This window comes from Dietzia sp. 179-F 9C3 NHS (assembly GCF_045369825.1).
GTDB lineage: Bacteria > Actinomycetota > Actinomycetes > Mycobacteriales > Mycobacteriaceae > Dietzia.
Genome location: NZ_JBIQES010000008.1, coordinates 158559 through 177400 on the forward strand (window position 1 = coordinate 158559; position 18842 = coordinate 177400).

At 74.8% G+C, this 18842-nt stretch carries 20 protein-coding genes; 7 read left to right on the forward strand and 13 right to left on the reverse strand.

Annotation, left to right across the window (positions count from 1 at the left end; all coding sequences use genetic code 11):
* Positions 1-95 precede the first annotated feature (95 nt).
* Positions 96-2423, forward strand: a complete 2328-nt coding sequence (locus tag ACH0BZ_RS11595; protein WP_406898518.1) for a DEAD/DEAH box helicase — start codon at positions 96-98, stop codon at positions 2421-2423.
* A gap of 10 nt (positions 2424-2433) precedes the next feature.
* Here ACH0BZ_RS11595 and ACH0BZ_RS11600 read toward each other — a convergent pair whose 3' ends face one another.
* The 8 genes from ACH0BZ_RS11600 to ACH0BZ_RS11635 form a co-directional block, all read right to left on the reverse strand.
* Complete coding sequence (locus ACH0BZ_RS11600; protein ID WP_406898520.1) at positions 2434-3201, reverse strand: adenylate/guanylate cyclase domain-containing protein; 768 nt, start codon at positions 3199-3201, stop codon at positions 2434-2436.
* Between the two features lie 129 nt (positions 3202-3330).
* Positions 3331-3699, reverse strand: a complete 369-nt coding sequence (locus ACH0BZ_RS11605) for an Rv3654c family TadE-like protein (protein ID WP_406898521.1) — start codon at positions 3697-3699, stop codon at positions 3331-3333.
* A gap of 8 nt (positions 3700-3707) precedes the next feature.
* A complete protein-coding gene (locus ACH0BZ_RS11610; RefSeq protein ID WP_406898523.1) occupies positions 3708-4064 on the reverse strand; it encodes a TadE family type IV pilus minor pilin in 357 nt (118 codons plus the stop codon).
* Between the two features lie 2 nt (positions 4065-4066).
* The gene (locus ACH0BZ_RS11615; RefSeq protein ID WP_406898525.1) at positions 4067-4300 is read right to left on the reverse strand and encodes a DUF4244 domain-containing protein; all 234 of its coding nucleotides are present in this window, start codon (positions 4298-4300) and stop codon (positions 4067-4069) included.
* A 66-nt stretch (positions 4301-4366) separates the two neighbouring features.
* Entirely contained in the window at positions 4367-5062 is a 696-nt protein-coding gene (locus tag ACH0BZ_RS11620; protein ID WP_406898526.1) for a type II secretion system F family protein, read from the reverse strand.
* On the reverse strand, positions 5059-5877 hold the full coding sequence (locus tag ACH0BZ_RS11625) for a type II secretion system F family protein (RefSeq protein ID WP_406898527.1): 819 nt from the start codon (positions 5875-5877) through the stop codon (positions 5059-5061). Before ACH0BZ_RS11625 ends, ACH0BZ_RS11620 begins: the two co-directional genes overlap by 4 nt.
* Positions 5871-7061 carry a TadA family conjugal transfer-associated ATPase gene (locus tag ACH0BZ_RS11630; protein WP_406898528.1) on the reverse strand — a complete coding sequence of 397 codons (1191 nt, stop codon included), beginning with the start codon at positions 7059-7061 and terminating at the stop codon, positions 5871-5873. Before ACH0BZ_RS11630 ends, ACH0BZ_RS11625 begins: the two co-directional genes overlap by 7 nt.
* Positions 7051-8082, reverse strand: a complete 1032-nt coding sequence (locus ACH0BZ_RS11635) for a chromosome partitioning protein (RefSeq protein ID WP_406898529.1) — start codon at positions 8080-8082, stop codon at positions 7051-7053. The genes ACH0BZ_RS11630 and ACH0BZ_RS11635 overlap by 11 nt, the downstream gene beginning before the upstream one ends.
* A 276-nt stretch (positions 8083-8358) precedes the next feature.
* Between ACH0BZ_RS11635 and ACH0BZ_RS11640 the strand changes: the two genes are divergently transcribed.
* Positions 8359-9189, forward strand: a complete 831-nt coding sequence (locus ACH0BZ_RS11640) for an HAD family hydrolase (protein WP_406898589.1) — start codon at positions 8359-8361, stop codon at positions 9187-9189.
* A 468-nt stretch (positions 9190-9657) separates the two neighbouring features.
* Here the strand turns inward: ACH0BZ_RS11640 and ACH0BZ_RS11645 are convergent, their stop codons facing one another.
* Positions 9658-10404: an oxidoreductase gene (locus ACH0BZ_RS11645; RefSeq protein ID WP_406898591.1), complete on the reverse strand. Its 747-nt coding sequence runs from the start codon at positions 10402-10404 to the stop codon at positions 9658-9660.
* 172 nt (positions 10405-10576) lie between these two features.
* Here ACH0BZ_RS11645 and ACH0BZ_RS11650 point away from each other — a divergent pair, with 172 nt between their 5' ends.
* From ACH0BZ_RS11650 to ACH0BZ_RS11665, 4 genes are all read left to right on the forward strand, one after another.
* A complete protein-coding gene (locus ACH0BZ_RS11650; RefSeq protein ID WP_406898531.1) occupies positions 10577-11251 on the forward strand; it encodes a PRC-barrel domain-containing protein in 675 nt (224 codons plus the stop codon).
* Between the two features lie 173 nt (positions 11252-11424).
* Complete coding sequence (gene acs / locus ACH0BZ_RS11655; RefSeq protein ID WP_406898533.1) at positions 11425-13395, forward strand: acetate--CoA ligase; 1971 nt, start codon at positions 11425-11427, stop codon at positions 13393-13395.
* 114 nt (positions 13396-13509) lie between these two features.
* A complete protein-coding gene (locus ACH0BZ_RS11660) occupies positions 13510-14025 on the forward strand; it encodes a phage holin family protein (RefSeq protein ID WP_406898534.1) in 516 nt (171 codons plus the stop codon).
* Positions 14026-14120: 95 nt separating this feature from the next.
* Positions 14121-14981: an alpha/beta fold hydrolase gene (locus ACH0BZ_RS11665; protein WP_406898535.1), complete on the forward strand. Its 861-nt coding sequence runs from the start codon at positions 14121-14123 to the stop codon at positions 14979-14981.
* Positions 14982-15027: 46 nt separating this feature from the next.
* Here the strand turns inward: ACH0BZ_RS11665 and ACH0BZ_RS11670 are convergent, their stop codons facing one another.
* From ACH0BZ_RS11670 to nth, 4 genes are read right to left on the reverse strand one after another with little or no spacing between them, the layout of a single operon-like run.
* Positions 15028-16224 carry a MarP family serine protease gene (locus ACH0BZ_RS11670; RefSeq protein ID WP_406898536.1) on the reverse strand — a complete coding sequence of 399 codons (1197 nt, stop codon included), beginning with the start codon at positions 16222-16224 and terminating at the stop codon, positions 15028-15030.
* Positions 16221-17060 carry an NUDIX hydrolase gene (locus ACH0BZ_RS11675; protein WP_406898592.1) on the reverse strand — a complete coding sequence of 280 codons (840 nt, stop codon included), beginning with the start codon at positions 17058-17060 and terminating at the stop codon, positions 16221-16223. Before ACH0BZ_RS11675 ends, ACH0BZ_RS11670 begins: the two co-directional genes overlap by 4 nt.
* A 50-nt stretch (positions 17061-17110) precedes the next feature.
* Positions 17111-17782: a TlpA family protein disulfide reductase gene (locus ACH0BZ_RS11680; RefSeq protein WP_406898537.1), complete on the reverse strand. Its 672-nt coding sequence runs from the start codon at positions 17780-17782 to the stop codon at positions 17111-17113.
* Positions 17779-18480: an endonuclease III gene (gene nth / locus ACH0BZ_RS11685; protein ID WP_406898594.1), complete on the reverse strand. Its 702-nt coding sequence runs from the start codon at positions 18478-18480 to the stop codon at positions 17779-17781. Before nth ends, ACH0BZ_RS11680 begins: the two co-directional genes overlap by 4 nt.
* A 198-nt stretch (positions 18481-18678) precedes the next feature.
* Here nth and ACH0BZ_RS11690 point away from each other — a divergent pair, with 198 nt between their 5' ends.
* The gene (locus tag ACH0BZ_RS11690) at positions 18679-18810 is read left to right on the forward strand and encodes a hypothetical protein (RefSeq protein ID WP_406898538.1); all 132 of its coding nucleotides are present in this window, start codon (positions 18679-18681) and stop codon (positions 18808-18810) included.
* Positions 18811-18842 lie beyond the last annotated feature (32 nt).

The window sequence follows — 18842 nt, forward strand, 5'->3', positions numbered from 1 at the left end:
CGGAGGAAAGGTGGTGTTCATCCCTCGTTCGCGAGGAGGCCATCCGCTCGGGGGTCCCCCCGGGCGGGTCACGGGTCGCCTCTAGGGTCATAGGGGTGACGACCTTCGGACGCGAGCTGCTCGGGCACCTGCTCGAGCACGTTCCCCGCGACGCGTCCCCGCTCACCCACGCGGCGGACCTGCCCGCCCGCGAGGCCCGGTTCGCCGACTGGCCGGAGTGGGCGCACGCAGGGCTCGTCGCCGAGTGGCGCGACCGCGGCGTCGAGCGACCGTGGGAGCACCAGGTCGCCACGGCCGAGCACGCGTGGGCCGGCCGCCACGTCGTGGTGGCCACCGGCACGGCGTCCGGTAAGTCGCTCGGGTACCAGCTGCCCGCCCTGAGCGCGCTCTCCGCCAACCGGAACGCCTGCGTCCTGTATCTCTCCCCCACCAAGGCGCTCGGGCAGGACCAACTCGCGTCGGTGGTCTCGCTCGTGGACGCGGTCCCCGAGCTGGCCCACGTCGCGCCCGCCTCGTACGACGGCGACACCCCGACCGACGCCCGCCCATGGATCCGGGAGAACTCGCGCTGGATCGTCACCAACCCGGACATGCTCCACCTCTCGCTACTCGGCCGGGCCCGCCAGTGGACGCGGGTCCTGCGGGGGCTGCGCTTCGTCGTCGTCGACGAGTGCCACTCCTACCGCGGCGTCTTCGGTTCCAACGTGGCCCTCGTGCTGCGGCGCCTGGACCGGCTCGCCCGAGCCCTGGGGGCGTCGCCGACGTTCGTGCTCGCCTCCGCCACCACCTCCGACGCCGGGGCCGCCGCCACCACGCTCGTCGGCCGCCAGTGCGTCGAGGTGACCGACGACGCCTCCCCGCAGGGCGGGCGGACCGTCGCACTGTGGGAGCCGCCGCTCATGGAGGGCCTCACCGGTGAGCACGGCGCGCCCGTGCGGCGGCCCGCGCCGGTGGAGGCGTCCTCGCTCATGGCCGCACTCGTGGCCGAGGGCGCGCGGACCCTGACCTTCGTGCGCTCGCGCGCCGGCGCCGAGTCCACCGCGTTGCGGGCGCGCGAGCGGCTGGTCGAGGACCACGGCGCGCGGGGCGCCGAGCTCGCCGGGCGGATCGCCGCCTACCGCGCCGGCTACCTCGCCGAGGACCGCCGCGCGCTCGAGCGGGGCCTGGCCGAGGGCGAGCTCGTGGGCGTGGCGTCCACCTCCGCGCTCGAGCTGGGCGTGGACATCTCCGGACTCGACGCCGTGCTGAGCGCCGGATTCCCCGGGACCATCGCGTCGTTCTGGCAGCAGGCCGGCCGGGCCGGGCGGCGCGGCCAGGGCGCGCTGGTCGTGCTGGTGGCCCGCGACGACCCCCTGGACACCTACCTGGTGCACCACCCCGAGGCGCTGCTCGGCCGGCCCGTCGAGGCCACCGTCACCGACCCGCGCAACCCGGTCCTGCTCGCCGGGCAGCTGCGCTGCGCCCTGGCCGAGCGACCGATGAGCCACGCCGAGGCGGAGGTCTGGGGCGCGGTGCCGGTGCTCGAGGCGATGGCCGCCGACGGGCTCGTGCGCCGCCGGCCCGCCGGCTGGTACCCGGCCGCCGACGACCACGCCCCGCACGCCGAAGTGGACATCCGCGGCACCGGCGGGGCCGAGGTCGTGATCGTGGACGCCACCGACGGTCGCATGCTCGGCACGATCGACTCCGTGCGCGCCCGCTCGCAGGTGCATTCCGGGGCGCTCTACCTGCACCAGGGCGAGTCGTTCGTGGTGGACGAACTGGACCTCGACGACGGGCTCGCACTGTGCCACCCGGAGGTCCCCGAGTGGACCACCTCCGCGCGCGAGCAGGTGTCGATCGACCTGGTGGAGACACTCGAGTCGGTCGAGGCCGGTCCGGTCACCCTGTCGCTCACCGAGGTCGAGGTGACCACCCTCGTCACCGGGTACCAGCGGCGGCTACGCGGCGGCGAGATCCTCGACGTGACCCCTCTCGACCTGCCGCCCACGACGCTGGCCACACGCGCGGTCGTGTACACGCTCACCCCACAGCTGTTGCGGGCGGCCGGACTCGAGGAGGCCGACTGGCCGGGCGCGCTGCACGCGGCCGAACACGCGGCGATCGGGCTGCTTCCGCTGGTGGCCACGTGCGACCGCTGGGACATCGGCGGCGTCTCCACCGCGCTGCACGCCGACACCGGGCTGCCGACGGTGTTCGTCTACGACGGCTACGCCGGCGGCGCCGGGTTCGCCGAGCGCGGCTACCGCCGGGCCGCCACCTGGTTGGGTGCCACGCTCGAGGCGATCCGCGCGTGCGAGTGCGAGTCCGGGTGCCCCTCCTGTATCCAGTCGCCCAAGTGCGGCAACGGCAACGACCCGCTCTCCAAGCAGGGCGCGGTCGCGCTGCTCGCCGAGGTCGTGGGGCAACTGCGGGAGGTGTAGCGGTGGCGGGTCACCGCGGTGACGCCGTGTAGATCTCGATCCCCTCGGGCACGCCCTTGACCCTCTTCGTCCAGAAGGAACGCTTACGGCGGGGCTCGACGCGTGACCGGTCGAGGCGTTCCATGGCCGGCCCGCTGACGAGGATCTCGCCGGCACCCGCCCGCTCCGCGAGCCTGGCGGCGATGTTGACGTCCACGCCGAGGTAGTCGCCGCCGAGCGCCCGGGGGCGCCCGGTGTGGATCCCGACCCGGATCCGCGGCGTCCAGCCCCCGACCTCCACCTCCTCGAGCCCCGCGAGGCAGTCCAGGACCGCGTCGTAGGCGAGTTGAGGGTCCGGGAAGACAGCCATCATCCCATCGCCGAGCCGCTTGACGACGTGCCCGCGATGCCGACGGACGTGGGGTTCGGTGGCGGAGGAGACCGCCCTGAGCAGGCGGAGGGTCTCCTCGTCACCGGCCCGTAGGGCCCAGTCCGAGAAGCCGACGATGTCAGTGAACACGAGCGTGACCTCCGCGTCGCCGGATCCCCCTCCCGCGCGTTCCAGCAATGCCTGCCAGACCTGCAGCCCGCTCAGCGTCAGTTCGCGGGAGGCCGTGGGTTGCTCGTCGAACAGCACGCCGGCCACCCGGGCGACCGTTCCCGCACTGTCGCGTCCGGCGGCGGACAGCGGATCTCCGAACCCGGAGTCCCCGGGTAGCGCCCGTCGGACACGGCGGACCCCGTCGACCATCCTCGGACTGCGGTCGATCTCGCGCACCCGCGCGGTGATCCGGGCCACCGCATCGCGGACCTGGTGCCACCGAGGATTCGCGATGCACACACACTAATCACCGCGGACCGGAGTCCGGGCCCGTCGTGCTGCTGCCCCGGGCGCCCGCGCCGTGTCTTTGCGCCTGCGCGTTACCGCTCATACCGGTCCGGCGCGGGCGGTCGCGGTGGCCGCGCGGACGCCGACCGCGCCCAGCGCCACGCGGACCTCGGCGCGGACGACCACGTCGTCGGCGTCGATCGCGCACGAGACCACGCTCGCCCGGTTGGCCTCGGCTACGCGCGAGGCCACGGCGCAGGCCTCCTCCCCAAACAGCAGTGCGCGGGCGCCGGCGAGGGCTGCGAGATCGGCGGCCGCCTGTGCCGAGTGCGCCGCGACGGCCGCCCGCCCCACGAGCAGCACGGCCACGGTGAGCGCGAGAACGGTAGCGGCGGCGAACGCCGCCGTGACGGTCATGGACCCCTCGTCGTCGTCCACCGCCCGGCGCAGCCGACCCGCGCAGGTCACCCCTCCACTCACGGCACGAGACCCGGTTCGACCCGGGCGACGGCACGGGCGGACAGCTCCACTCCGGGCAGGCCCCGGGCGGGGGCGTACACCTCGGCCGCGACCCACTCGCCGCCGCCCGTGACACCCACGTGCGCCGACGGCGCGGCGGCCCGCCCGGCCGCGGCACCGGCGTCGATGCCGGACATCGCCGCGACCCGGGCGGCCTCGCGTGCGGCGCCGACGAGCTGGATCTGGGTGAGTGCCGCGGCGGCCCCGGCGGCGGCAACGGCCAGCACCACCACGAGCGAGGCGATCCCGAGAGCCGCCTCGACCGTCACGGAGCCATCGTCCCCCGCCATCGCCGCGCGGAGCCTGCGGAGCATCGTCACACCCTGGTGTTGAGCGCCCGCTCGATGATCCCGCCGAGCGCGTCGGGGATCGAGTCGCCGCTCACCACGGTGTAGAGCACCGCCCCGAAGGCCGCGGCGGCGATCGTCCCCACGGCGTACTCGACCGTGCTCATGCCCGCATCGCCCGTCAGGGCGCGCGCGAACCTCCTGGTGACCGCCTTGCGGACGCGGACGAGTCGGCGCGGAGTGCGCAGTGCCGTAATGGTCATGTCGGTTCTCCTCTACATTCACCGAGGCGGCGTGTCCGCCCCGGAGCACGGTGGCCGGGTGCCCGCTCACGGCAGGACTCCCGGCAGCATCCCGTCGGCCAGGCCGATCACGACGGGAACGACCCCCAGGCACACGAACGCCGGGAGGAAGCACAGGCCGAGCGGTCCGGCCACGAGAACCGCCGCCCGCTCGGCACGGGATACGGCCGCGGCGTCGGCCTCGGACCGCAGGCGCTGCGCTGCGTGGTCGAGCGCGGCCCGCACAGATCCACCACCGTCGGTCGCGCGCGCCAGGACCGACGCGATGGGCGCGATCTGCTCCGCCCCGGGCACCTCCGCCCAGGCCTCCGCGGCACCGGCTCCGAGCTGTACCCGGGCAGCCGCCGCCCGTAGCGGCGGCGCGGTGACGGCGTGGGTGGCCGCGAGAGCATCGGCGGTCGCCGACAGCGCGGCGTGCGTCGGCAATCCGGCGACCAGTGCGGCCGCGAGCAGGTCGAGCAGTCGGGCAAGCGCATCCGCCGGGGCGGCGTCGCCGCGGCGGGGGCCGAACCACGCCGCCACGGCGCGCAGCGCGACGGCACCACGCTGCGCACCAGCACCGCGCAGCGAGACGGCACCACGCAACGCCTCAGCCCCGCGGGGCGACGGCCCGACCCGGCGATCGGTGCCCGCCGCCCCGAGCTCACGGAGCCGCTCCTGTGCCGGCCCCGTCCAGGGCGCGACGAGCAGCGCGGCCGCGAGCAGCACCAGCCCTGCGTTCACGCCCGGGCCCCGTCCACGATCCGGTTGGTCCACATCAGTCCCGCCGCGAGGAAGCCGGCGCCGACCAGGCACAGCACCCCACCGAGCGGACCCGAGACCAACACTCCCACCGGGTCGGCGCCGAAGCCGGAGCCCATGAGCACACCGAAGCCGGGCAGGGCGGTGAGGATGACGGCCGTCGCGCGCGGGCCCGCGAGGGTGGCGTCGGCGCGGACGGACCGCTCCCGCCGGGCGGCCACGTCGGCACGCAACCCGTCCACCGCGGCGACCAACGGGACGCCGTGTCGGCTCGCGAGCAGCCACGCCCCGGCGAGATCCGCGGCCACGGGATCGCCCGCTCCCCGTAGCGACGCGGGGACGTCCCCGCCGAGGCGGGCGTGCGCGCAGGCGGCGCGCAGGACCGCCGCCACATCGGTCCCGCCCGCGGTGTCGCCCCCGGCCACGGCCGCCGCGCGGTCCATCGCCAGGTCGGGCCCGGCGCCGGCGCGCAGGGCCGAGGAGGCCTCGTCCAGGGCCCGCTCCCAGGCCGCGATCGCGCGCAACCGGTCACGGTGCGCCCGCGCGCGACCGCGCAGGTCGGCCACTGTGGCGGCGAGCAGTGCCGCTGCGCAGCCCTGCAGCAGCCCGGCGGCCACGAGCGCCACCACGCCGGCGAGGACCGGCGCCGCCACGGCGACGGGCACACGGTCGGTGAGCCCCCGCCAGGCCCCGTGACCACCGGCCGCGCGGCCGCCGGTCACCGCGCGCAGCCGGTCGTACGCGGCCCCATCGGGCCACACCAGGAGTGCGCCGGCGAGCGCGAGCAGCGTCAGCACGATGCCGCCCGGCCCGCGACGAGCGCGTCGAACCGCGCACGCCCGGGAACGGCACCGCCGTCGGCGCGCCACGCCGGATCCACCACGATGCCCTCGGCCTCGCGTCGCACCACTCCGATCGAGTCCACGGCCCGCCGGCCGTCGGGGAGCCGGCGCATGCCCACGACCACCTGCAACGAGGCCGCGACCTGTGCCGACAGCGCCGCTCGGTCGAGCCCGCCCAGCGCGCCCAGAGCCTCGAGACGGGCCGGCAGCTCGGTGGGCGAGTTGGCGTGGACGGTGCCGGCGCTGCCGTCGTGCCCGGTGTTGAGCGCCGCCAGCAGGTCGGCCACCTCGGCGCCCCGCACCTCCCCCACTGCGATGCGGTCCGGGCGCATCCGTAGGGCCTGGCGAACGAGGTCGCTCATCGCCACCGCGCCGGCGCCCTCGACGTTGCCGTGCCTCACGACCAGGCGGACGACATGCGGGTGGTCGGGCCGCAGCTCCGGCGAGTCCTCCACGCACAGCAGCCGCTCGGTCGGCGGCACGAGCCCGAGCATCGCGGCCAGCAGGGTGGTCTTGCCCGAGCCGGTGCCGCCCACCACGAGGTAGCCGACCCGCGCGGCGACGATCGCGCGCAGCAGCGGTTCGACCTCCTCCGGCACGGCCCCGGAGGCCACGAGGCGGTCGAACGTCGCGCGCGCCGGCCTCGACACCCGTAGCGAGAGGCACGTGCCGTCGACCGCCACCGGCGGCAGCACCGCGTGCAGGCGCCACGCCATCCCGTCGCGCGAGCGCACCACACCGTCGGCCCACGGCCGGGCGTCGTCGAGCCGTTGCCCGGCGCGCCCGGCCAGCCGCACCGCCAGTGCCCGCAGTTCGGCCTCGGTGCGCACCACGACGTCGGTCGGCTCGAGCCCGTGGCCGCGGTCCACCATCGCGGGCCCGGGCCCGTCCACCACGACGTCGGTCACCCCGTCCCCGGCGAGCAGCGCCTCGAGCGGCCCGGCGCCGGCGAGGTGCTCCCGCACGAGCCGAGCGGTCCGCAGCAGGTCCAGGTGCCCGTGCAGCGCGCCTGATTCGGCCCGGACGGCGCGCACCACCTCGTCCGGCTCCGGCTCCACCCCGAGCCCGGCCAGCCGCGTCCGCACCCGGTCCACGAGCCCCGCCGGCAGACCGGTGCCGACCCCGTCGTCAGTCCCCATCGACGCCCACATCCCCGAGGAGCCCGTCCGCGAGCCGCGCCAGGCCGCGTACCCGTCCGCCCCCGCGGGAGAGCGCGCGGCCGAGGTCGCCGGCCCCCGCCAGGCGCCGGACCGCCGCGATCTCCGGCAGCGCGTGCCACCTCCCGGCACCGGCGCAGTTCGCCACGTCCCCGGCGTGGAGCGGGTCGCCCCGGAGGGACCGCACCACCAGCGCCGCCCGCTCCGCCGGGCCGACGGGGTCGGCGGCGAGGGCCCGGCGGGCCGCGAGGGCCCCCGCGAGGTCGGCCCGGGTCACGACGACGACGAGATCCGCTCGCCCCAGCACCGGGTCCTCGTCGCGGGGCGCGCCCACATCGCAGACCGCGAGCCCGCCGGCGTCCCGGTGGGCGAACGCGGCCCCGGCCGCACCGGCGGCCTCGCCCCCGCCCGCGCGGTCCTCCGTCGATCGGCCGCGGGCGAGCACCCCGCAGCCGGGCACCGCCGCCGGGACCGCCGACCACAGCGCGTCCGGGTCGGGGCCGCCGAGTGCGGCGCGGACGTCCGCCACGCGGGCGCCCGACTCGGACTCCAGGCCCAGCAGCAGGTCGAGGCCGACGCCCCGGGGATCGCACTCGACGAGCAGCGACCGCACCCGGGGCGCCGCCCGGACCGCCAGCGCCGCCGCGAGCACGCTGGCGCCGCAGCCGCCGACCGCGCCGGCGACGGCCACCAGGCGACCGGCCGACGCGGCGACCGGCGCGGTCAGCAGCGCCACGAGGCGGGCGGTCCCTGAGGGCAGGGGGACGACCTCGTCGTCGTCACCGGACCCGTCCACACACACGCGGATCACCCGCGCCGCCCCGCCGGCCACACCCCCGCCGGGAAGGTCGGTGACCAGCACGTCCGCGGGCGGTCCGCCCCCGTGGTGGGTGGGCAGCGCGAGCGCGGCGAGGACGGCGCGGACGTCGGCGTCCAGGTCCGGGTCCGCCACGTCGAGGGCGACGGTGCGTGCGGCCGCGGCGGCGGGGAGGTGGTCGGTCACGGGCCCAGCGTGGCGCACCCGGCGGGCCCCGACCCCCGCGAAACGGCCCGCGCGGGCGCCGCCTGTGGAGATGCCCCGGGGGCTGTGGAGAACCCGCGCGGCACCGCCGAAATGGCGAGAAACCGCGGCAGGGGGTGCCGCGGCTTCTCTGTTGTCTCAGTTCAAGGGGGGACGAACTGAGCACCATATAGGGGGATTGCCCTTGCGGGCATGTCAAGTATCACCGATCGTGCGGACGAGCGCAAGGACCGCCCCGGGGTCCGTATCGTGGAGATCGTGACCGCGCAACATCGACCGGGTCCACGGTCCTCGCGGCGCCCTCGGAGGGTCGCCGCGTTCTTCGACCTCGACAAGACGATCATCGCCACCTCGTCGGTGTTCGCCTTCAACAAGTCCTTCCTCGACGAGGGGCTGCTCTCCCGCCGGTCCGTCATCGACCTCGCCTACACGCAGCTCGCCTTCAGCCTCTCCGGCGCCGACGACGACCAGATGGCCAAGGTCCGCCAGGCCATGGCCGCCGCGACGAAGGGCTGGGAGCCGGCCAAGGTCGAACAGATCGTCACCGAGGCGCTCACCGAGGTCGTCCGCCCCACCGTCTTCGCCGAGGCCCGCGACCTCCTCGCCGAGCACCGCGCGCTGGGGCACGACCTGGTGATCGTCTCCGCGTCCGGCGAGGAGCTCGTCGCCCCCATCGCCCGCATGCTGGGCACGGACCACTACGCCGGCACCCGCATGGCCCGCGACGCCGACGGCCGGTACGCCGGCGAGATCGAGTTCTACTGCCAGGGCAGAGGGAAGGCCGAGGCGGTGCGCGTGTTCGCCGAGCGGTACGGCTACGACCTCGACTCCTGCTACGCCTACTCCGACTCCTCGACCGACCTGCCGATGCTCGAGGAGGTGGGGCACCCCACCGCCATCAACCCGGACCGCGTCCTGCGGCGGGAGGCGCTCGAGCGCGGCTGGCCCATTCTCACCTTCGAGAACCCCATGCCGCTGCTGCCGTCGATCGAGCCGGCCACCGGGCCGATCGTCGGCGTCGCCTCGCTCGTGCTCGCCCTGGGCGCGGCGGCGTGCTCCTACGCCCTCGCCGCACGCCGGGAGCGTTGAACGCACCGCACTGCGGGCCCGCCCGCGGTGCCACGTCCCAATCACTCATCGTGCGACGCCGAGCGGCTCGGGCACGATAGCCGGACCCCACCACGGTCCTCCGCGAAGATTTGTGGGTTTCCACCATCGTCCGGGACGCGCAAGGGGCGGCATGCTGTGGTCACGGTGGCGGAGACGCCAGGGTCGCGGCGGAAGAGAAGTCACGATCCCCCGCCCTCGCCACCGTCGTCGACATTCCGGAACCCACGCGACGGAGAATGCCCGAGAGGCGAACCAGCCGTGGAGTCCGCGCCGATCGTCGCCGACGGTCGTCCCGGGCCGGCACACACGGCTTACCACAGGACGCCTGGTACCCGGTATCCCTCGACGGAATCGCAGTGAAGCAGGCGGGCCGGCACGGATGTGCCGGCCCGCCATTCACGTGCGCGGAGCCCGGGGCAGGGAGCCCGGCCCGGGCCCCGTCGGCCGTCAGCCGCCCGCGGCGTCGGCGATCGACGTCGCCTCGCGCGCCCCGGCCTCCAGCGCGCCGCAGCAGTGGACGATCCATGCGGCCACGCCGTCGCCTGTGCCGGCGACGAAGCCGTCCAGTGCGGCGCGGTGCCCGGCGGGATCGCGGTAGAAGCTCACCTCGGGCACGCCCAGGCCGTGCGGGTCCAGCCCGGTCGCCACCCCGACGAGCCGGAACGCGGCCCGCGCCACCAGCCCGTCCGCCGACCCGAACGGCTGCAGGGCCATGAGCTCGCCCAGCACCACCGAGGCGAGCACGGGCGCCGGCACGCGGGTGCCGCCCGTGACCAGCTCGGCCAGCGCCTGCAGCCGCTCGGCCACCCCGGCGTCGGCGCGCGGCCGGCCGAGCGTGGCCGGGTCCACGCCCGGCCCGGACGCGGCCAACAGGTGCAGGTGCGCGAGCTGCTGGAGCGGCGAGCGCGTCCACACCGCCACGGCCCGGTCGAGTGACTCCCCGGTCAGCCCCCCGGCGACCCGCAGTGCGGCGGCGAGCACCTCGTCGTCGACCTCGTCTCCGTCGAGCCGCACCGATGCGCCCTCGACTCCCGCCGAGGCCCGCGCCCCGCGCAGCACCGACTCAGCCGCCGTCGTGGCCCAGCCGCGCCGGTTGGCGGGGTGGCGGTGGACGGTGGCCAGGGCCGACCGCGCGGCCTCGGACGCCTCCGCCACACCGGGCAGGGACATCAGCGGGGCGAGGGGGTCGGGCACGTCGGTCGTCACCCGGTCGAGGCTACCGACCCGCCCATCCGGCGAGTTCGGCGACGCCGCGATCCGGCGACACGTGTCGCGACACCGCACTCAACCGTTGTCGAGCTGGTGTAATCGGCTGGAGCGGGCCGTCACCCCCGTCCCGTCGACCACCTCGACCCCCGGAGGCCACGTGACCCTCAAGGACCAGCTCGACTCGCTTCTCGCCGCGACGGCCTTCGACTCGGCGGGCACCAAGATCGGCGCCGTCCGGCAGGTGTATGTGGACGACGGCACCGGCAAGATCACCTTCGCCACCGTGTCCACGGGCATCTTCTCCTCCGACGCGATCGTCCCCCTGCACGGCGCCCGGCTCCTCGACGGCGAGCTCCACGTCGACCACACGCGCTCCGCCGTGCGTGACTCCCCCCGCCCCGACCACACCGAGGACGGGCTCACCCCCGACCAGGAGATCGAGCTCCTCGAGCACTACGGCGTCGAGATCCCCCCGCGCAGCCGCGACGCCGCAGAGCCCGGAGCGGACGCCGGTGCGGGGCGTGGCCCGGGTGCGGGACGTGGCACGGGGCCGCAGGACGCGTGCGGCGCCACGCGCCCGGCGAAGGGCGACGCGGCACAGGAGGAGAAGGGCGCGACGACGACGAGGGCCACCGACACCGACCCGGGGCCGACTCCGAAGCCCGCCGACGAGCCGAACGGGAAGAAGACCGACAAGGCGGTCACAGCCGCCGCGCCGAAGCCGGAGAAGGGCGACCGGGCCGCCGCGCCGAAGCCGACGACCGGACCGAAGCCGGACGTGAAGCCCGCCCCCGGTGCCGAGAGGCCGGAGGAGTCCCCGGACCGGGCCTGACCTCGCGAAATCACGGAGGGGTCGGCGCGTCGTCCCCCGGACGGGTGTGGCCTCGTCCCCCACGGCGGTAGTGTGATTACCCTCACAGCGGTCGGCCGGGCAGGTGACCGTGACGCTCCCCGGCCGCTGTGCCGTCGCCCGACCGTGCGTCCGATCCCGAGGAGAGCCCGCTGATGACCGAACACGACCACCCCGCCTCCTACGCTCCCGCCGCCGCGTTCACGGAGCAGGCCAACGCGCAGGCGGACCTCTACGACCACGCCGCGGCGGACCGCCTGGCGTTCTGGGACGAGCAGGCCCGGCGCCTCGACTGGGCCCGGGACTGGTCCGAGGTCCTGGACTGGTCCGACGCCCCCGTCGCGAAGTGGTTCGTCGACGGCCGGCTCAACGTGGCGCACAACTGCGTGGACCGCCACGTCGAGGCCGGCAACGGCGACCGGGTGGCCATCCACTGGATCGGCGAGCCGACCGACGACGCGCGCGACATCACCTACGCCGAACTGAAGGACGAGGTGAGCCGGGCGGCCAACTACCTGTCCTCGCTGGGCCTGCAGGCCGGTGACCGCGTGGCCATCTACATGCCGCTGCTGCCCGAGACGTACGTGGCGATGCTGGCGTGCGCCCGCCTCGGCCTGACGCACTCGGTGGTCTTCGGCGGCTTCTCCTCCGCCGCGCTGCGCTCGCGCGTGGACGACGCGGAGGCCAAGGTCGTCATCACCGCCGACGGGCAGTTCCGCCGCGGCAAGCCGGCGCCGCTCAAGGCCGCCGTGGACGAGGCGCTCTCCGACGCCCCCGACGACGTGGACGGGCACGCCGAGTCGGTCCAGACGGTCCTCGTGGTGCGCCGCACCGGCATCGACGTGGACTGGACCGAGGGCCGCGACGTGTGGTGGGACGAGGTCGTCCCCCAGCAGCCCACCGAGCACACCCCCGAGGCCTTCGACTCCGAGCACCCGCTGTTCCTGCTCTACACCTCCGGCACGACCGGCAAACCCAAGGGCATCGTCCACACCTCGGGTGGCTACCTCACGCAGGCCTCGTACACGCACCACGTCGTCTTCGACCACAAGGTGGGCGAGGACGTCTACTGGTGCACGGCGGACGTCGGCTGGGTCACCGGCCACACCTACGGCGTCTACGGCCCCCTCTCCAACGGAGCCACGTGCATCGTCTACGAGGGCACACCCAACTCGCCGAACGAGCACCGGCACTTCGAGATCATCGAGAAGTACGGCGTCTCCATCTACTACGCGGCGCCCACACTCATCCGCACGTTCATGAAGTGGGGCACGGAGATCCCGGCCGCCCACGACCTGTCGTCGATCCGCCTCCTCGGCTCGGTCGGCGAGCCCATCAACCCCGAGGCGTGGCGCTGGTACCGCGACAACATCGGCGGCGGCGACGTGCCGATCGTCGACACGTGGTGGCAGACGGAGACGGGTGCCATCATGATCTCGCCACTGCCCGGCGTCACCGAGTGCAAGCCGGGGTCGGCGATGCGGCCGCTGCCGGGCATCGAGGTGGCGATCGTCGACGGCGACGCCGCCGAGCTCCCCCGCGAGGAGCAGGGTTTCCTCGTCATCACCGAGCCGTGGCCGGCGATGCTCCGCGGCATCTGGGGCGACATGGAACGCTACCGCGACACCTACTGGTCGCGTTTCGCCGAGGAGGGCTACTACTTCGCCGGCGACGGCGCCAAGTGGGACTCCGACGGCGCGCTGTGGGTGCTGGGCCGCGTCGACGACGTCATGAACGTCTCCGGCCACCGCATCTCCACCTCGGAGGTCGAGTCGGCCCTCGTCGGCCACCCCGCGGTCGCCGAGGCCGCGGTCGTGGGCGCCGCCGACGACACCACCGGCCAGGCGATCGTCGCCTACGTGATCCTCCGCGAGGGCAAGGGAGGGGATGACGACGAGAACCTCAGGCTCATCGACGAGATGCGTGCCGAGGTGTCCCGGGAGATCTCGCCCATCGCCAAGCCGCGGGACATCACGATCGTCCCCGAGCTGCCCAAGACCCGCTCGGGCAAGATCATGCGGCGTTTGCTCAAGGACATGGCCGAGGGCAAGGAGAACGGCGACACCTCGACGCTCGCCGACCCCACGATCATGGACCAGATCAAGTCCAAGGGCACGAGGGGCTGACGTCCCCGGACGTCGGCCACGGCGGGGCGCGCGGCACGCAGCGCTTGCGAGCGCGCCCCGCCGTGGCACGATGGACCCCGGTGCACCCGCCACCTGACGACACAAGGAGCAATCGTGAGCCACGCCCAGGGAACCCACACGCCGTCCGAGGCCTCGATCCCCCTCCACGACGCCGACTCCATCGGCCGCGGTGACGCGAGCATCGGCACCCTGGTCAAGAACGCCTCCACCCAGGTCTCCACGCTCCTGCGCGCGGAGATCGAGTTGGCCAAGACCGAGGTCACCGATCAGGTCAAGAAGGCCGCGACCGGCTCCGGTTTCTTCGTGGCCGCGCTGCTGTTCCTGGTGATGTCCTTCTTCCCGTTCGTCTTCATGTGGGCCAAGCTGATCTCGATGTGGTTCGGCACCAAGACGTGGGACTGGATGGGCTTCCTCATCGTCTTCGTGGTCCTGGTCCTTCTGGCCGCGGTCTTCGGTCTGCTCGGCTACCTCAAGGTCAAGAAGATCCGTAAGCCGCAGCGCACGATCGACTCGGTGCAGGATCTCAAGCTGGCCATGCCCACCGGCAACGCGCCCAGGGCCGGGACGGTCCGCACCACGGAGACGCCCACCCCGTCGGTGCGCAACTGAGGTCTCCGGCCCGCCGGCCGCCCGACCCGTCGATCGTCCGGGTCGACGGTCCGTGGCGGCACCGTGACGTCTCGGCCAACGGCATCCGCCTCCACGTGGCCGAGGCGCTCCCCGCCGACGCCCCACCCGGTGCGCTCCCGCCGCTGGTCCTGCTGATCCACGGCCTGGGCGGCATCTGGTGGACCATGCGGGCGCCCATGGTGGCGCTCGCCGAGGCGGGGTTCCACGCCGTGTCCGTGGACCTGCGCGGGCACGGCGACTCGGACAAGCCGCCCCGCGGCTACGACGCGTGGACGCTCGCGTCGGACGTCACCAACCTCATCCGCGCGCTCGGCCACGCCGACGCGGTGATCGTGGGCCAGGGCGAGGGCGGCTTCGTGGCGTGGACGGCGGCGTATCGCCGGCCCCGGGCGGTGCGCGGCCTCGTCGTCGTCGGCTCTCCCCACCCCCTCGCCGCCCGCCGTGCCGCCCTGCGCGACCCGGCGCAGCGCCGCGCCTTCGTGCCGCGGCTGCTCGCCGACCAGACCCCGCGGCTACCGGAGCGCCGGCTCCGGGCCGACGGGGCGGCGGCGGTCGAGGAGATGCTCCGCGCCCGCTCCGGCCCCATCTGGCCGCACACCGACGACTTCCGCGAGACCGCGGACCTTCTGCGGCGCGCCATGCTCATCCCCAAGGTGGCGCACCTGTCGCTGGAGAGCCGGCGCTGGATGGTCCGCAGCCAGTTCCGCCCCGACGGCCGCGACTTCCGCCGCACCGTCGCGCGCGTCCTCGAGCAGCCGGTGCTGGGGATCAGCGGCGCCGAGGACCGGTTCATCCTGCCTGCCACCCTCGCGGCCTCGCGGCCCTGGTCGCGCCACTTCGACACGGCGCTGGTGGCCGGCGCGGGGCACTACCCGGCGATGGAGGCCCCGCCGGCGACGTCGCGGCTCGTCGTGGACTTCGCCCGCCGGGTCTGACGCCCCGGCCCCGCAGGCTCCGAGCGACGAGGCGCGGTGCCGGCCGTTACCGCGCGCCGACGCAACTGCCGGTGGAGACCGCACCGTCGGCGTCCACGGCCGCCTCGAGCTGGGGCAGCACCTGCTCCACGGTGAGCGCGTAGCCGGTGTCCGCGGTGTCCATGGCGGCGCCGAACACCACGCCCACGACCTGCCCGGCCGGGGTGAGCAGCGGGCCGCCGGAGTTCCCCTCGCGGACGGTGCCGCGCAGGATGTAGACCTCGCGCTCGACGGTCTGCTCGCGGTAGATGTCGGGGCCGCGCAGGGTCACCCTCTCGCGGATACGCGCCGCGTCGGGCCGGTAGGGGCCGTTGCCCGGAAAGCCCACGACGATCGCGTCGTCGCCGGTCCGGGCCCGCTCGGGGGCGAAGGGCAGCGGCGCAGCCTGCAGGCCCGGGACCCGCAGCACCGCGATGTCCACACCCGAGTCGTAGACCACCACCTGGGCGTCGAGCTCGCCGTCCACGGTCTCCACCCTGACCGAGTCCGTGCCGGCCACCACGTGGGCGTTGGTCATGACGAGTCCGGGGGCCGCCACGAAGCCGGACCCCTCGAGGGCGCGGCTGCACGACTCTGCGCGGCCGAGGATCTTGAGCACCGACGGACGTACCGCGTTGACCACCTCCGACCCGGCGAGCACCGGGTCCGGCGGCGGCACCTCCTGCATGGGGGTCGTGCCGAAGGGCCCCAGGATGTCGGGGAAGCCGGTGGTGCCGAGCACCGAGGTGAACGCCGCCGGGATCTTGTGCAGCTGATCGGGCGCCACCTCGTCGATCTTGGCCAGCACAGTGGACCCGCGCACCGTCTTGCCCAGCCCCGGCCCCTCCTGGGCCGCCACCGGGATGGCCACGAGCCACGCCACGAGCAGCACGGCCGCGGCCTGGAACCCGGCGCCGAGGGTGCTGTCGACGAGCCGGGCACCCGTGCCGTTGAGGTAGCGGCGGGCGGCGCGCCCGATGGTGACGCCGGCGATCTGGCCGATCGCCACCATCATCGCCACCACCGCCAGGCCCGCCATGAGCCGGCCCACCGGGGCGTCGATCTCGCGGACGAGGTGCGGCGCCACGAGCAGGCCCGAGGTGGCGCCGATGCCCACGCCGAGCAGCGCGAAACCCGACGCCGCCGCGCCGTTGACCCACCCGGAGATGGCGGCCGCAGCGGCCAACGCGAACAGTGCGAGGTCCAGCCACTGCGAGCCCGTCACCGGTATCCCCGCCTCGGGTCGTCCGCCGGCAGGTCCAGCGGCTCCTCGTCGCGGTGACCCGAGCGCACGCCGGGGACCCCGGCAACGGTGCGGTCGGCGATCGCGTCGGCGTGGTCCGCCTCGCGGCGCGCCTCCTCGGCGGACATGCGGTACCGCTCCCCGTTGGCGGAGGCGGCCAACGTGGTCTCGAGGTCGCGGACGTCGTCGGTGTCCCAGTCCAGGTCCCAGCCGGCGGAGTGGAACATCGCGGCGAGGATGCCGGCGGTGAATCCCCACAGGACCAGGTCGTCGAGGTGGAACGCCGGGCCGGTCCAACCGGTGGTGTGGCGGAGCAGGAAGCGGTTGGCCGGGTCGAGGAGCTGGCTCACCGGCACCGTCATCACCCGGGACGTCTCCGCCGGGTCCACCACGTCCACCTCCATGGGCTCGCGCCAGTAGCCCAGCACCGGCGCCACCGAGAAGTTGGACACGGGGATGTACAGCTCGGGCAGCACCGCGAGCACGTCCACGCCGTCGCGCTCGAGCCCGGTCTCCTCCCAGGCCTCCCGCAGCGCCGCCTCGACGGGCCCGCTGTCCTCGGGGTCCACGCCGCCGCCGGGGAAGGACACCTGGCCGGAGTGGTTGCGCAGGGTCGGGGCACGGTGGGTGAGCAGGACCCGCGCGTCCTCCGGCGGCCGCGGGCCGGGGTCGGAGGACGAGCCGGAGAACAACACGAGCACCGCCGCGTCGCGGTGCGGGCGGCCCATCTCGTTGGGCCCGCGGTCCTCGGGCGGGCGCCGGCGGGGCAGCAGGCCGTCGAAGCTGCCGTCGGTGCACGCCGCCATGAGCGGGTCCATCCAGCCGGGGTGGGGCACGCCGATCACGTCGCCGGGCCGCGGAGCGTGGGTCACGCCGTCACCCCCAGGTGCTCGGACACGGCGTCGAGGATCTCCTGCTCGGTGTCCATCGGCTCGATGAGCACCCGCGCCACGCTGCCGTCCTCGCGGACCAGCACGGTGAGCGGCAGGACCGGCGGCGCGCCGAGCAGCGTGGGCAGCTCCTCGTCCTGGTCGGACACGGAGATGAGCTCGTCGATCCCGAGCGCGGCCAACGTGTCCAGTCCCTTGGTCTCGGACGGGTCGGTGTGGCTGATCACCACGCGGACGCTGTTGCCGAGCGTGGCCTGCGCGGCCTGGAGGGCGGGCAGCTCGCGGCGGCACGGCTCACACCAATAGGCCCACAGGTTGACGAGCATCGGCTTCCCGGCCTGGATCTTGCCGAGCATGGTGGTGGTGCCGTCGTCCATGCACCGCACCAGGAACCCGGCCACGGGGCCGTCGGTCGTCGCGGCGGCGGCCCGGTCGCGGCACTCGGGGAGCCCGGAGGCCTCGCGCGCCTCGGGCTCGAGGGTCGTGTGCGGCTCGTCGGTGGGCGGGGTGCCCACCGGCGGCGCGGAGGGGGTCGGCGCGGGTGCGGCGCCCTGTCCACCCCCGCCGCCACCCAGGGTGGTGAGGAGCGCGACGACGACGCCGACCAGCGCCACCAGGGCCACGGCCGTCCAACGCGCCGACGTACTCACGACGCCTCGCCCAGGCCGACGAGGTCCAGCAGGTGGTCGCGTTCGGGCCCGGCCACGAGCCGGGCGGCGGCCACGGGGTCGAGCGGGCCGGCCTCGCCGGCGGACGGGCAGTCGTCGACCAGGACGCACGCACCGCACGCGGCGGTTCGGGCGTGGCACACGCGGCGGCCGTGGAAGATGATCCGGTGACTCGCGTCGGTCCAGGTCGGGCGGGGCAGCAGGCGCGCCACCGCGCGCTCGATCCGTACGGCGTCGGTGAGTGGCTCCGCCGTCCAACGCCAGCGGTTCACGAGCCGGATGAAGTGGGTGTCGACGGTCAGGCCCGGGACATCGAACGCGTTGCCCAGCACGACGTTGGCCGTCTTTCGGCCGAAGCCGGGGAGCTTCACGAGGTCCTCGAGCCGTCCAGGGACCTCGCCGCCGTGCCGCTCCACCAGCGCCGCGCCGAGCCCCTGGATGCTGCGCGCCTTGTTGCGGTAGAAGCCGGTCGGGCGGATGAGTGCCTCGAGCTCCTCGGGGTCCGCAGCCGCGTAGTCCGCCGCCGTGCGGTAGCGGGCGAACAGGGCGGGGGTGACCTCGTTGACCCGCTTGTCCGTGCACTGGGCGGACAGGATCGTGGCCACGCTCAACTCGAGGGGGGTGGTGAAGTCGAGTTCGCAGTAGACGTGCGGAAAGGCGCGTTCGAGATCGCGCATCATGCGCCTGGCGCGCCGGGTCCGCCCGAGGTCGGTCTCGACCCCCCTCGCGGCTGCCCCCGGACGCCGGCGCCGCCGGGCGGGAACGGTAGCGGGGTCGGGCATGTCGTCCAGAGTACGGCCCGAGTGACCCCGGATGTGGGTAAGGCACCGGCGGGTCGATCCCGCGCCCTCCCCCCGGGACCGTGTTTACTTGGGGGCATGCAGGGAATCCTCGTCGTCCTCGTCCCGGTTCTCATCGCCGGTTTCGCGCTGCTCATGGACCGTTTCGAGACCGCGATCCTCTCCGAGCCCGACCCGTCCGACGCCGAGGCGGGCCCCGGCCGGGCCTGAGCCCGAACCCCTCTCCGCTGCCGCCACAGCGG

Bases quoted from the DNA above. Each gene is read 5' to 3' on its own strand.
- ACH0BZ_RS11690 (WP_406898538.1), top strand. From the start codon at position 18,679: ATGCAGGGAATCCTCGTCGTCCTCGTCCCGGTTCTCATCGCCGGTTTC.
- acs (WP_406898533.1), top strand. From the start codon at position 11,425: ATGACCGAACACGACCACCCCGCCTCCTACGCTCCCGCCGCCGCGTTC.
- ACH0BZ_RS11630 (WP_406898528.1), bottom strand. From the start codon at position 7,061: ATGGGGACTGACGACGGGGTCGGCACCGGTCTGCCGGCGGGGCTCGTG.
- ACH0BZ_RS11610 (WP_406898523.1), bottom strand. From the start codon at position 4,064: ATGCTCCGCAGGCTCCGCGCGGCGATGGCGGGGGACGATGGCTCCGTG.
- nth (WP_406898594.1), bottom strand. From the start codon at position 18,480: ATGATGCGCGATCTCGAACGCGCCTTTCCGCACGTCTACTGCGAACTC.
- ACH0BZ_RS11675 (WP_406898592.1), bottom strand. From the start codon at position 17,060: ATGGACCCGCTCATGGCGGCGTGCACCGACGGCAGCTTCGACGGCCTG.
- ACH0BZ_RS11615 (WP_406898525.1), bottom strand. From the start codon at position 4,300: ATGACCATTACGGCACTGCGCACTCCGCGCCGACTCGTCCGCGTCCGC.